The sequence below is a fragment of the Lentibacillus salinarum genome, from assembly GCF_042679865.1.
Lineage (GTDB): Bacteria > Bacillota > Bacilli > Bacillales > Amphibacillaceae > Lentibacillus > Lentibacillus salinarum.
In genome coordinates this window covers 57,074-70,502 of the sequence record NZ_JBHTNH010000002.1, presented here as the reverse complement: position 1 = coordinate 70,502, position 13,429 = coordinate 57,074, and the positions used below count along the sequence as shown (strand labels likewise).

The window sequence follows — 13,429 nt, the reverse complement described above, 5'->3', positions numbered from 1 at the left end:
TGGTTAAGCTGCACTGTCATCCTGATCTATTCGCTTGGCATCCATGTCAGCAAACATCGCCCCATTGCCATAGCCGCTTTCTTTACCTGGTAAGACAAGATTGAGCAATACACCGATAATGGCTGAAAGAGCCATGCCAGCGATCTGCAGATTATCCGTCAGCTGGACAACCGCGCCGCCGACACCGATCACGAGAATAACAGAGGCAATCACTAAATTCCGTTTATCACTCAAATCCACCTGATTGTCAATCAGCATCCGCAGGCCATTTGCAGCAATAATTCCGAACAAGAGAATGGACACACCGCCCATCACTGCTGATGGAATGGAACTGATCAACGCTGTAACAATGCCGGTAAACCCGAAACAGATGGCGAACACAGCAGCACCGCCGATCACAAACACACTAAACACACGCGTTATTGATAAGACGCCGATATTTTCGCCATATGTGGTATTCGGTGGGCCGCCCAGAAACGATGCGATAATGGTCGCCACACCGTCACCCAAAATGGACCGGTGCAACCCGGGTTTTTGAATAAAATTCCGGCCGACCACTTTCGACAGCACCATTTGATCTCCAATATGTTCAGCAATTGTGACCAATGCGACAGGTACCATCAGCAGCACGATTTCGCCGCTGATAATCTCGAACGGTGAATAATGGACAAATGGCACGACAAAGTCCGGCGACTTAAATAAAGCCGTAAAAAACGCCCCGACCGACTCTGCCGATGTGATCGCCACCCATTCTGCCTGCACTTCCGCTGTATCCACTACTCCCTGAAAAAGGGCGAACACATAGCCGGAAACAATGCCAATCAGGATCGGTATCAGTCCGAAAAATCCTCTGAAGAAGATCGAGGCAACAATCGTAACGGCCAGCGTAAACAAGGCCACACTGAAATGGGTGATGCTGTACACATCGTCATCCAGCCCGGGCACATACATGGACATGTCAATGGCCGTTGATGCCAGCCCAAGTCCGATGACGATAATGACGGGTCCAACGACAATCGGCGGCAAAATCCGCATCAGCCAATTCATACCCGATAGCCGGATAAACAAGGCAACAACACCATACACAACACCTGCCAGAAAACTCCCGACCATCGCGCCGGCCGGTCCACTAGCAGCGCTGGCACCGATAATCGGGGCGATAAACGCGAAACTTGACCCCAAGTATGCCGGGATGTTTCCTTTCGTAATCAGCAGATAAGCCAGTGTTCCAAAGCCGCTCGATACCAGTGCCACTGCGGGAGACAGCCCGGTCAGAAACGGAACTAGTATCGTTGAGCCGAACATGGCGAATAAATGCTGCAGACTCAGCACAACCCATTTTTGCAGTTTGGGTACTTCCTGAACGTCCATTATCATTTCCTGTTTGGTCATCTCGATTTCCTCCAATTCATTTTTATTGAGGCTGTTTGCTAAAAGATTGTTGTTGTTGACACAAACGCCATAAACTGCGACGCAACTTTATCAGGAATTCCTCCCAAACTTCTGAATTTGAGTAAGTGCTGGTCCATCGCTGCGAACTTGACTAACTTAACTAGTCCGGGTGAGTGGAGGGCGGTGACTCCTGCGGGAATAGCACGTGTCCGAAGACCCCGGAAGAAGCGTTCTTTGCTTCTGAGGAGGCTGAGGCCGTGCCCGCGGAAAGCATCCGCCCGAAACGATCCCGGACGGCGGGAATAGCACGTACTTATAGAAAACAACCAAGCAGCAGTTACGTCGCAGTTTTTCCCGCATCTAAAGGTTAGTAACCCGCCAAAATACGGCGGCTAACTGACCTTAAATGCCCGATTCTGTTCAACTAACATTCAGTGGAGAAAAACATTCCACTGAATGAAGTTTCACTTTATATCAACTGCGAGAGTCTAAGAGCAACAAAATTTACGAAATGCGCCTTTATTAAAAACTAATTTCATAATTTCAATCCCACAAAAAAACCTCTTTGCGAAAGGCCGCAAAGAGGTACACGTGTTCAGTATGCCTACACGTTTCCTAAAAGCGACCTTCTAAACCTCACCGGATTTAATTAAAGGTCATTGATTCATTTTTCATATATACTCACATCATCCTGTTCATCCACTTCACGCAACTGAACCATTATCACTTCTTCATCAGATGTCGGAATGTTTTTCCCGACATAATCTGCTCTTATCGGCAGCTCACGGTGGCCCCGGTCAACGAGAACCCCAAGCTGAATCTGTGATGGTCTGTCAATGTCCATGACGGCATCCATTGCTGCCCGGACCGTCCTGCCAGTATACAACACATCATCAATCAAAATAACTTTTTTATTTTTTAAATCAGCGTCAATCTCTGCCCCCTTCAATTCAGGGTCTTTATCGGCAGTTACTTCTTCCAAATCATCACGATACAGCGTGATATCCAGTTCACCTGTTGGTACTGTTATCCCTTCTATTTGCCGGATCTTTTCCTGCAGCCTCTTCGTCAGCGGGATGCCCCGTGTTTTGATGCCTACGAGCACCAGATGGTCACCGCCTTTATTTTTCTCGACGATTTCATGCGCAATCCGCGTTAACGCCCGCTCCATGGCTGCCTGATCCAGTAGCACAGTTTTTTTCTTCAATTGAACACCCCCCCGAAACTGAAAAAATCCCTTTTCGCCAATGAGGCAAAAAGGGATTTGGACATACGTCGGTCACATAAGTGATCGTTCCGGCACCTTTTAGCCTCACTGGACTAGATTAAAGGTTCATTATTTAACTGTCATAATTATGACAGACTTCCCGTCAGGTGTCAATGTTTTTTTCAAACAGCGCCAGCAACTCTTTAAAATAAGCCGGCGCCTCCTCCTCAAAATGCAGTACTTCATTTGTAGTCGGATGTGTTAATTGTAGCGACTTCGCATGGAGGGCCTGGCCACCGATGTCCAATGTTTTTCGCTGTCCATATTTCGGGTCACCTGCAATCGGGTAGCCGATATATTTCATATGGACACGAATTTGGTGAGTACGGCCTGTCTCCAGTTGACATGTAACATGGGTGAAGTCGGCAAATCGGGTCACAACACGGAAATGTGTGACAGCAGCTTTTCCGTTTTCCACAACACCCATCTTTTTCCGGTCATTCGGATCCCGGCCAACCGGTGCATCGATCAGGCCTGTTTCATGATCAATCACGCCATGCACAATGGCTTCATATTGCCGATCTATCTCCTTTGCCGACAGCTGTTCGGCAAGATTGATATGGGCTTGGTCATTTTTGGCAACAATCAATAATCCGCTGGTATCTTTATCAAGACGGTGGACAATGCCTGGTCGTTCCGCACCATTAACCTCCGACAAACTGTCACAATGTTGCAGCAAGCCATTTACAAGGGTCCCGCTTTGGTGACCGGCAGACGGATGAACCACCATCCCCCTTGGCTTGTTGACAACAAGAAGATCAGAATCTTCATAGATGATCGACAACGGGATGTCCTCCGGCTCAACGGTGAATGGTTCTGTTTCGGGCAATACCCACTCAATCGTGTCACCGGCCTGGCATTTAGCATTCGCCTTAACATATTGGCCGTTAACACGAATGTGGCCATTTGTAATCCAAGTTTGCACCTGTGAACGTGATGCATCAGCAATCAGTGCTGTCATCAATTTATCAATGCGCCGATTCTGTTCAGTTTCTGTTACCATGTGCTGCTCTGTCATTTTGTCGCTTTTCCTTTCGTTCATCAATGATTGTTATGATAATTACCAGAATCACACCAACGACTAATGCAGCGTCTGCTATATTAAATATCGGATAGTCATACCCGAAAATAATTACGTCAAAAAAATCAACCACTTCATTCCGCAACAGACGGTCGATGAAATTCCCGATCGCACCTCCAAGGATTAGACTCAGCGCAATCGCCAGCACCTTGCTTTCCTTTGCATATTTTTGCATGAAATAAATCAAGCCGACGACAACAATGGCTGTAACGACGTAAAAAAAGCCCATTTGTCCCTGCAGGATCCCCCATGCCGCCCCACTATTACGATGCGACGTTAAGTAGAAAAAATTCCCGATGACCGTAACTTGCTCACCAAGCTCCATTGTTTTGACAACGATCCACTTGGTTAGCTGATCGATCGCAATGACAAGCATTGCTAATATGTAATACACATACATTTCAGTTCCTCCACTATCATGGCTTCTTTACAGTTTCAAACTCCTTTTAGCATTTTATCACAAATCATGAAAAAGCGCCTTATCTTCTGAATCGATTCAAAAGATCAGACGCCCTTTTAGAGACGGTTACTTACACGTTGTAGTGCGCTTTTACAATATCGGCACACCGTGAACACAATTCCGGATGGTTTTGATCATCGCCAACCGTTTCAGTGGCTGTCCAGCAGCGCGCACACTTTTCACCAGGGTGTTTCTCGACTTTAACATTCACATACTGGTACGCATTCGCATCAGATGCCTCATCCATTACGTCGGCTTCGGAAACGATAAATAGTTGATGCAAATTGGAAATGCCGGCAAGCACTTCTTTTGTCTCGCTATCTTTTGGAACAATGGTCAACTTGGCTTCCAGTGATTTGCCGATGACTTTGCCTTCCCGCGCTTCTTCCAGTGCTTTCAGAACATCATCCCGGACGTTCATGAAATGATCCCATTTTTCATATAGTGTGTCAATGCCGGTAATTTTCCTTGGTTCCGGAATATCGGTGAGCTGGACACTTTCTTCTCGGGCGCCTGGAATGTATTCCCACATCTCATCAGCTGTATGCGGAATGATCGGCGTTAAGAGTTTCACCAATGTGGTCACAATCTCATAATAAGCGGTCTGGATACTGCGGCGACGATGGTTATCCGCTGCTTCGATATATAAAATATCCTTGGCAAAATCAAGATAGAATGAACTCAAGTCAACCGTACAGAAATTATGAATGGATGAATAGATCGGTGAGTATTCGTAATGGTCATAGCTGTCACGGACATTCTGCAATAAATTCTGCAGACGGTGCAGCATATAGCGGTCAGCTTCTTCCATCTCCGCTTCAGGTACCATGTCTTTTGCCGGGTCAAAACCAGCCAAATTGCCAAGCATAAACCGAACCGTGTTACGGATTTTACGATAAGCTTCGGATATTTGTTTCAAAATATCCTGGGAAATCCGGACATCCGCCTGATAATCAACCGATGATACCCATAAACGCAGAATGTCGATACCAAGCTGCTTTTGAATTTTTAACGGGTCCATCACGTTACCGAGTGACTTGCTCATTTTCCGGCCGTTGCCATCCAGTGTGAATCCATGACTAATAATTGTTTCGTAAGGTGCACGACCGGTAACCGCCACTGCCGTGGAAATGGATGAGTTGAACCAGCCGCGGTACTGGTCGCTGCCTTCCAGATAGACATCAGCCGGACGTTTGTGATCCTCACGCCCTACTAACACGGCTTCATGGGACGAACCGGAGTCAAACCAGACATCCATGATATCCATTTCTTTCGTAAAGTGGCCATTTGGACTATGCTCAGACGTAAATCCTTCAGGTAAAAGATCTTTGGCATTGCGTTCAAACCACACATTTGAACCGTGCTCGGCAAATAATGTGGAAACATGTTCAACTGTTTCATCGGTAATAATCGGTGTATTATCCTCAGCATAGAAGACCGGAATCGGTACACCCCATGTGCGCTGCCGGGAAATACACCAGTCTTCACGGTCACGCACCATGTTGTACAGGCGTGTTTCACCCCAAGCAGGATACCAGTTAATTTGATTGATTTCATCCAAAATGTTCTGCCGGAAATCTTTGATGGATGCAAACCATTGGGATGTCGCACGAAAGATTGTCGGTTTTTTCGTCCGCCAGTCATGTGGATACGAATGAGTCATGAATGTCAGCTTCAGCAGTGCTCCGACCTCTTCCAGTTTTTCGGTGATTTCTTTATTGGCTTTATCATAAAATTGCCCTTCAAAACCTGGTGCCCCATCAGTGAAATAACCCTGGTCATCAACCGGCGACAGTGGTTCGATACCATACGAACGTGACATATAAAAGTCATCTTCACCGTGTCCAGGTGCTGTGTGGACACACCCGGTACCGGCATCTGTCGTCACATGGTCACCCAGCATGACAAGCGAGTCGCGGTCATAAAACGGATGTTTCGCAACCACTTTGTCCAATTCCTGCCCCTTGAAGGTTTTGACGACTTCCGGGTTTTCCCATTCTAACGCATCGCTAATGGTTTCCAGTAGTTCATGGGCAATCACATATTTCTCACCATTGACAGCAACTACCGCATATTCCAATTCCGGATGAACGGCAATGCCAAGGTTTGCCGGAATCGTCCATGGGGTTGTCGTCCAGATGATCATTTTTTCATCGACATCAAGCACACCTTTTCCATCTGTTACATCAAACGCGACATAGATGGATGGTGAGCGCTTGTCATAATATTCGATTTCCGCCTCAGCAAGTGCTGATTCGGATGATGGTGACCAGTAAACAGGTTTCAGTCCTCTGTAAATATAACCTTTTTTGGCCATTTCACCAAACACTCTGATCTGAGCTGCTTCATAATCTTTGGTTAGCGTAATGTACGGGTTATCCCAATCCCCTCGGACACCAAACGTTTTAAATTGATTTCGTTGATTGTCAAGCTGTCCCATAGCATATTCAGCACATTTTTGTCGGAACTCGGCAACGCTCATTTTTTTGCGGTCAACTTTTTTCTTTTTCGTCAATGCTGTTTCCACCGGCAAACCATGTGTATCCCAGCCGGGAACATATGGCGCATGATAGCCGCTCATTGATTTATACCGTGTGATAAAGTCTTTCAATATTTTGTTGAGTGCATGCCCGATGTGCAAATCACCATTGGCATACGGTGGGCCGTCATGCAGAATAAACAGCGGACGTCCTTTAGTCCGTTCCATACCTTTTTCGTAAATGTGGTTCTCGTCCCACTTTTTCTGCCGCTCAGGTTCTTTGTTCGGCAAATTCCCGCGCATCGGAAACTTGGTCTTTGGCATTAGTAATGTCTCTTTATAATCCAATCTATTTTCCTCCTTATGTTTCCAAAAGAAATTTTTCGTAACGTGTGTTGTTAAATTTTGGCCACATTGAATATGCTCGTCACGTTGCAAGTTGGTTCGGCGTTGCCTGTGCTCCTCGCAACTCGCAGCATATTCGGCGGATGATTTTTGCTCGTTGCTTTTGCGGGTGGATTCGAAATTCGCTACCGTCATAAAAGACAATCTTTAAGAAAAAAGCCCTGAAAATAAAAAAAGCCTTCTCATCCTCAAAAGGGACGTGAAGACTCGCGGTACCACCCTTATAAATTTAAAAATCATCCATTGATTCATTTTAAATTCACTCGAGATTCGTAACGTGAATAAACCGTCCACTCCTACTCGGATTCAGAATGGATACTCGGGAGTGATGTTCAGAATGCCGCACTGTTTCAGGCTTTCACCAGTTCCTGATTCGCTGGACAAGTCAGCATCCTACTGTCTCCGTCATCATATGGCATATTAATATAAGAGCATTATATGTAAATAACGAGCAAACGTCAAGGTCTATCGCCTATGCTTTGGTTTCGGCGTAATCGCCCATTTCCTCTGTTTCCCCTTCCGTATCTGCTTCCTCACCAAATAAATCATCCCAGTCACCTGCATCAATGACATCAAGCTGGGCTTCTACCATCATTTTCAGCCGGGTCCGGAACACTTTTGCCTGTTTCTTCAATTCCTCAATATCCATTTCAATCCGGCGTGATTTATTCAATGATTCATTCACAATCCGGTCCGCATTTTTTTCAGCTTCCTTGATAATCAATTTTGCTTCCTTCTGGGCGTTGCCTTTCAATTCTTCAGCTGTTTCCTGTGCAATTAAAATGGAATTATTCAATGTACTTTCGATATTCGTGAAATGTCCCAGCTTTTCATTTAACTGGTCCACTTTTTCCTGTAAATCTTTTTTTTCGCGGATGGTCATTTCATAATCTTTAATCACTTGATCCAAAAATTCATTGACTTCATCCTCATCATAGCCGCGAAAGCCTCTCGTAAATTCTTTATTATGAATGTCCAGCGGTGTTAATGACATACAGGCCACCTCCTTAAGCGGTTTTTCTCGATAAATCTATCAAGACATATATGTTATTTCGACAAGAACACCAAAATTCCTGCAAACTGTCCAAATTATTTTAATAGCGCTGTGGTGATACTGACCTTATCTTTTTTGGTTCGACCATTGATCCTGATCAATTTACTTCTGCCTTTGCCTCGCAATGAAAGCATATCGCCCGTTTCCAAAACGAATTTGCGATCATCGGTCACTTTATAATTCACTTTCACGTTTCCTTTTGTAATCATCTCTGCTGCCTCTTTACGGGACAAACGATAGATGGCCTTCACTACCGTGTCCAGCCTGAGCGAGGAGACAATATGATCGGATTCCACCCAGTTGATTTCTCTTTCCAGCGCAGATAAAAGCGGTTCTTCTTCCAGCTTTATTGTCGTATGTTTAATATCCGTCAAATTTGTGAGCACATAGGGAGCAATTTCATCCGCCGTCATGATTTGAATCAACCCATCTTCAACTATGATATCGCCCAGTTTTTGTCGTTTAATGCCTAAAGACATAAATGCGCCCATCACATCACGATGGCTGAGCGTCACAAATTTTGTATGGTAAGAACCCTGCAATAAGGTCAGCTGAAAGATATCTTCAGTGACGTCCTCGTACAGCGGTGCAATAATGACCCGTTTCCGTTCGGCATTTTGGCTGCCGCCATGCGTATGAACTTGCAAATCCTCCATGCTTGTCCCCGCCAACATATCAACGATTTGCTGTTCCCGCGGGTCAAGGAAATCGGTGAGCCTCACTTGAAACGTTTTTTCAACCTGATCCATCCATGACAACACCTGGTCAATAAACGGATGTTCCTCTTTTCGGAAATGCTGGTAGATGTCCATTTATTTTAACCTCTAGAACCAGCCGATCAGGACAGGCAGACCGAACACTCTGGCAAAATATAGAACAAAAATAGCCACAATCGGGGAAATATCAATCATGCCGATCGGCGGGATGATACGTCGGAAAGGTTCCAAATACGGTTCGCAAATTTTGGCCAAAAACACACCAAATGACGATTCACGTGCTCCCGGAAACCAGGACATAAATATATAAATAATCAGGGCGAAACTATAAAGTTCCAATGCCAGTAATAATAAACTGAGTAGTGATTGCATCGTTTCCTACCATCCTTTACTGTATTCGTCTTCTTCAACCATTGAATCGGTAATGGTTCCGGATACGTCAACATTGTCCGGTGCACACAGAAATGTTTCAGCACCAAGTTTCTGGATATCACCATCAACCGCATATACCGTACCGCTGAGAAAATCAACAATTCGTTTTGCCTGCTGATGATCAACCCGTTGCAGATTAATAACGACGGCCCGTTTATTGACAACATTGTCGGCAATTTCCTGTGCCTCACTATAAGTACGCGGTTCACATAACACGACTTTCGATGTGGGTCCTTGCATCGTTGTTAAGTTCACCACGTTGCCATTTTTGGTTCGCTGCGCTGCCGGTGCTTCATACGGATTGACCGCTTCCTCCTGTTCCATATACTCATAGTCGTCTTCCATTGTGAAAAATGTCTTGATTTTATTTTTAATGCTCATCATATCACCCCGTTTTAGGACCCGACCAGCTCGGATCCGACTCGGATATGTGTTGCGCCCTCTTCCACTGCAAGCTGGTAATCATTGCTCATGCCCATAGACAAATCGTTACAAGGGGCATATGGCAGTTGCTCCGCCTTAACGGTATTCCGCAAAGAAGCCAATCGTCTGAAAACACCACGCAAATATTGCGCGTCATCACTATGCGGTGCCATCGTCATCAGTCCCACCACCCGCACATTTTCAAACGCTTCCAGCTGTTTAATGAATGACAGTGTGTCGTCAGGGTTAAGACCATGTTTGGTATCTTCCCCGCTCACATTCACCTGGACAAAGCAGTCCACCGGTTCAGCGGCACGTTTATTGATCTCCTTGGCCAGTGATATCCGGTCCAAGGAATGAATGGCATCAACCTTGCCGACGACGTCTTTAACTTTCCTCGACTGTAACGTACCGATAAAATGCCATGATGCCTGATCCTGTATGTATGCATGCTTTTCCAAAAAGCCTTCCAGCCGATTTTCGCCAAGATTTGTAATACCTGCTTTGATGGCTTCTTCTGTTCGTTCAATTGTAACATATTTCGTCACACCAATGATGGTGATTTCTTCAGGATTCCGATTACGTTTGGCGCAAGCTTGTTCAATATTATATTGAATTTGACGCAAATTGGTTGCTACATCCATTATAGCCTCCGTCCTCCCCCATTAATCATTTTTCATAACCTATATAACCAAGCATTCTTCCTGTTTGTCCCTGTTCACGTCGGTGCGAGAAAAATAATAATTCATCGCGGAATGTGCAATAATTTGTTACATCTATATTATGACGTAAAACCCCTTGTTGTAAAAGGATTTCGATGTTTAACTGTTTCAAGTCAAGCAAAAAGCGATTGTTTCCCCGAGGTGTCACCGTTTTTTCACGTAAATCACCTGGAATATGGCCTATGACGTGCTCATCCACTTCATAAGCGTCGCGAGAGATGCATGGTCCAATTGTAACACGTATATCAGCCGGGTCAGCATCCGCAGAATGCAATGCTTCTACCATCTTTTGACAAATGCCGTGGACGGTTCCTTTCCATCCAGCATGAGCAATGCCAATATATCCTGTGACAGGATCAAAAAAGTAAACCGGAACGCAATCAGCAAAAAATGCCGTGCAAAGGATGCCTGTTTGATTTGTTATCAAGCCATCAATCCCTTTTAGCGATGTCGTATAGTTTGCTGCACCTTTTCCCTTATCTTCTTCAGTTACCGTATGAACATCTGTCTGGTGTATCTGTTCACCGGAAACCCAGGACTCCAGTGGAAATTGGACAGTCTCGGCCAATTTTCGTCTATTGGCAATGACCTTCGCCCAATCATCTGCTACGTGTAAACCAAGATTCAATGAAACAAAAGGCGTTTCACTATTACCACCGTTCCGTGTTGTAAAACCTGCCTTCAGATTGGGATTCAACCGCTGCCATTTAGCGATGGCGAAATTCATGCCTGTCTGCTGACGGAATGGTTCTGTCATGTATGTGCCCCCTAACCACGCTTTATACTTGTACTATTTTATCATATTTCAGCAGTTATTCGAGCAATTGCTGATCTGAATAAAGCGTTGGTGTGGCTATTTCTCTGATTAGGATGACGTCCGTCCCGATGACTTCAATATGATCCCAGGGGATAATCATTTCATCCGATTTACTAAAAAAACCGGATGCTTTATCTTTTACAACAAGCACCAAAGCTGTAATCCTCCCCCGGTCACCGTCAATTTCCAGATCGGATATGTGGCCGAGCCTTTTGCCGCTATTCATGATGATGACTTCTTTTATTTGCAACTCCGATAACGTTATCACCAGATTCACCTGCCTTATTACTGCATTATATGCAGCCGGATGAGCAAAATATTATGCCGCCTTTAAGAATACAATCGTCTAAAAAACCATAAAGGGGGCGTTGAAAATATCATTATTTTTGACAAAGAAATGACCCCAAATTGGATTTGGGGTCGATAGTTGTTATAGAACGTAAGTGGGTCCCCCCTCTGTGGTCAGGTGGACCAGAAAGACTGGGGGGCTTCTTGCTTTCGTTATTCAAACATTTCTTTGTTCATTTGGTCGATGGCCGCTTTTTCCAGACGGGAAACCTGGGCTTGAGATATCCCGATTTCATCAGCCACTTCCATTTGGGTTTTACCCTGAAAAAAGCGTTTGTTCAATATGGTCTTTTCACGTTCATTAAGCTGATACATTCCTTCTTTCAATGAAAGCTTATCGACCCACAGGGAGTCTTTATCTTTATCATCGCTCAATTGATCCATGACATAGATCGGGTCTCCGCCATCGTTATAAATTGGTTCAAAAAGCGAGACAGGATCCTGGATGGCATCCATGGCAAATACAATATCGGAATGATCAACATCCATTTCTTCGGCTATTTCCATGGCTGTTGGCTCTTTGGAGGTTTTACTGATTAATTTTTCCCTGACTTGAAGTGCCTTATAAGCCGTATCACGCAAAGACCTTGATACTCTGATTGGATTGTTGTCACGCAGATAGCGTCTGATTTCACCGATGATCATTGGGACAGCGTAAGTGGAAAACTTGACATTATGGCCTAAATCAAAATTATCAATTGACTTCATGAGTCCAATACAACCAACCTGGAATAAATCATCACCATACTCACCGCGGTTATTGAATCGCTGGATAACACTTAATACGAGACGTAAATTGCCATTTACCAATTCTTCCCTTGCTGATAGATCACCATCTTGCATTCGCTTGAATAATTCACGCATTTCGTCATTTTTTAATACAGGTAGTTTTGATGTATCAACGCCGCAAATTTCTACTTTATGTTTTGTCATATTCTACCCTCCCAGTGGAGATGCTGTTCATGAGCAGTATCTCCCCATAGGAGGGTTTTTATGCAATTAGGCCTGGCGATACATCCTATTAAGATGCCTTCAAATCACGTCGGCGTAAGTCAGACCATTTTATTAAATTCTTTTTGCAGACGGCGGATGATCTTTTTCTCCAGACGGGAAATATAAGACTGTGAAATACCTAACATATCCGCCACATCTTTTTGTGTTTTTTCTTCCTGACCGACTAGGCCGAAGCGAAGTTCCATTATTTGCTTTTCCCGGGGATTAAGTTGCGAAAGAGCATTTTTTAGCAAACGTTTATCCACATTGGTTTCAATGTCCCGGGTAATGATATCCTCATCTGTACCGAGAACATCTGACAACAACAATTCGTTGCCGTCCCAGTCAATATTTAAAGGCTCATCAAAGGAAACCTCAGACTTAAGTTTATTATTCCGTCTTAAATACATTAATATTTCATTTTCGATACATCTGGAAGCATAAGTTGCCAGCTTTATTTTCTTTTCGGGATTGAATGTATTGACAGCTTTGATCAGCCCGATAGTACCAATACTGATCAGATCTTCAATATTGATCCCGGTGTTTTCAAACTTTCGGGCAATGTAGACAACCAGACGTAGGTTTCGTTCAATGAGCATGGCTCTGGCGGATTTATCACCTTCAGGAAGCAATTCCAACAAGCGTTTTTCTTCTTCTTTTGATAATGGCGGCGGAAGAGCTTCACTGCCACCTATGTAATAAATTTCGTCTGTTTTGAGGCCCAGTTTAAATAGTATTTTATACCACCATAAACGCATCCGAAGTCTGATAAGTTTCAAATTAAGTCGCTCCTTTTTAGCTTTTTTCGATGGCAGTATAAGCCACCATTGTCTAATTCGT

General features: G+C 44.5%; 14 protein-coding genes and 1 other annotated feature. All 14 genes read right to left on the bottom strand.

The window, feature by feature from the left end:
- Window positions 1–3: 3 nt before the first annotated feature.
- Window positions 4–1,392: a solute carrier family 23 protein gene (locus tag ACFQ4A_RS01095; RefSeq protein WP_382396985.1), complete on the bottom strand. Its 1,389-nt coding sequence runs from the start codon at window positions 1,390–1,392 to the stop codon at window positions 4–6.
- 664 nt (window positions 1,393–2,056) lie between these two features.
- On the bottom strand, window positions 2,057–2,599 hold the full coding sequence (pyrR, locus tag ACFQ4A_RS01090) for a bifunctional pyr operon transcriptional regulator/uracil phosphoribosyltransferase PyrR (protein WP_382396984.1): 543 nt from the start codon (window positions 2,597–2,599) through the stop codon (window positions 2,057–2,059).
- A gap of 163 nt (window positions 2,600–2,762) precedes the next feature.
- Window positions 2,763–3,677, bottom strand: a complete 915-nt coding sequence (locus ACFQ4A_RS01085; protein ID WP_382396983.1) for an RluA family pseudouridine synthase — start codon at window positions 3,675–3,677, stop codon at window positions 2,763–2,765.
- On the bottom strand, window positions 3,646–4,140 hold the full coding sequence (gene lspA, locus ACFQ4A_RS01080) for a signal peptidase II (RefSeq protein WP_382396982.1): 495 nt from the start codon (window positions 4,138–4,140) through the stop codon (window positions 3,646–3,648). Before lspA ends, ACFQ4A_RS01085 begins: the two co-directional genes overlap by 32 nt.
- A gap of 130 nt (window positions 4,141–4,270) precedes the next feature.
- Window positions 4,271–7,027 carry an isoleucine--tRNA ligase gene (ileS, locus tag ACFQ4A_RS01075; RefSeq protein ID WP_382396981.1) on the bottom strand — a complete coding sequence of 919 codons (2,757 nt, stop codon included), beginning with the start codon at window positions 7,025–7,027 and terminating at the stop codon, window positions 4,271–4,273.
- Between the two features lie 247 nt (window positions 7,028–7,274).
- Window positions 7,275–7,502 (bottom strand) — a binding site (T-box leader).
- 54 nt (window positions 7,503–7,556) lie between these two features.
- Complete coding sequence (locus tag ACFQ4A_RS01070) at window positions 7,557–8,078, bottom strand: DivIVA domain-containing protein (RefSeq protein WP_382396980.1); 522 nt, start codon at window positions 8,076–8,078, stop codon at window positions 7,557–7,559.
- Between the two features lie 95 nt (window positions 8,079–8,173).
- Window positions 8,174–8,950 (bottom strand): YlmH family RNA-binding protein, encoded by a 777-nt coding sequence (locus tag ACFQ4A_RS01065; RefSeq protein WP_382396979.1) that lies wholly within the window; start codon window positions 8,948–8,950, stop codon window positions 8,174–8,176.
- 12 nt (window positions 8,951–8,962) lie between these two features.
- Window positions 8,963–9,226, bottom strand: coding sequence for a YggT family protein (locus tag ACFQ4A_RS01060; RefSeq protein WP_382396978.1), 264 nt, complete (start codon window positions 9,224–9,226; stop codon window positions 8,963–8,965).
- Window positions 9,227–9,232: 6 nt separating this feature from the next.
- Entirely contained in the window at window positions 9,233–9,667 is a 435-nt protein-coding gene (locus tag ACFQ4A_RS01055) for a cell division protein SepF (protein WP_382396977.1), read from the bottom strand.
- A gap of 14 nt (window positions 9,668–9,681) precedes the next feature.
- Complete coding sequence (locus ACFQ4A_RS01050) at window positions 9,682–10,353, bottom strand: YggS family pyridoxal phosphate-dependent enzyme (RefSeq protein ID WP_382396976.1); 672 nt, start codon at window positions 10,351–10,353, stop codon at window positions 9,682–9,684.
- Window positions 10,354–10,378: 25 nt separating this feature from the next.
- Window positions 10,379–11,188 carry a peptidoglycan editing factor PgeF gene (gene pgeF / locus ACFQ4A_RS01045; protein WP_382396975.1) on the bottom strand — a complete coding sequence of 270 codons (810 nt, stop codon included), beginning with the start codon at window positions 11,186–11,188 and terminating at the stop codon, window positions 10,379–10,381.
- Between the two features lie 55 nt (window positions 11,189–11,243).
- A complete protein-coding gene (locus ACFQ4A_RS01040) occupies window positions 11,244–11,516 on the bottom strand; it encodes a YlmC/YmxH family sporulation protein (protein ID WP_382396974.1) in 273 nt (90 codons plus the stop codon).
- 233 nt (window positions 11,517–11,749) lie between these two features.
- Window positions 11,750–12,529: an RNA polymerase sporulation sigma factor SigG gene (gene sigG / locus ACFQ4A_RS01035; RefSeq protein ID WP_382396973.1), complete on the bottom strand. Its 780-nt coding sequence runs from the start codon at window positions 12,527–12,529 to the stop codon at window positions 11,750–11,752.
- Window positions 12,530–12,648: 119 nt separating this feature from the next.
- The gene (gene sigE, locus ACFQ4A_RS01030) at window positions 12,649–13,368 is read right to left on the bottom strand and encodes an RNA polymerase sporulation sigma factor SigE (RefSeq protein WP_382396972.1); all 720 of its coding nucleotides are present in this window, start codon (window positions 13,366–13,368) and stop codon (window positions 12,649–12,651) included.
- Between the last annotated feature and the right edge of the window lie 61 nt (window positions 13,369–13,429).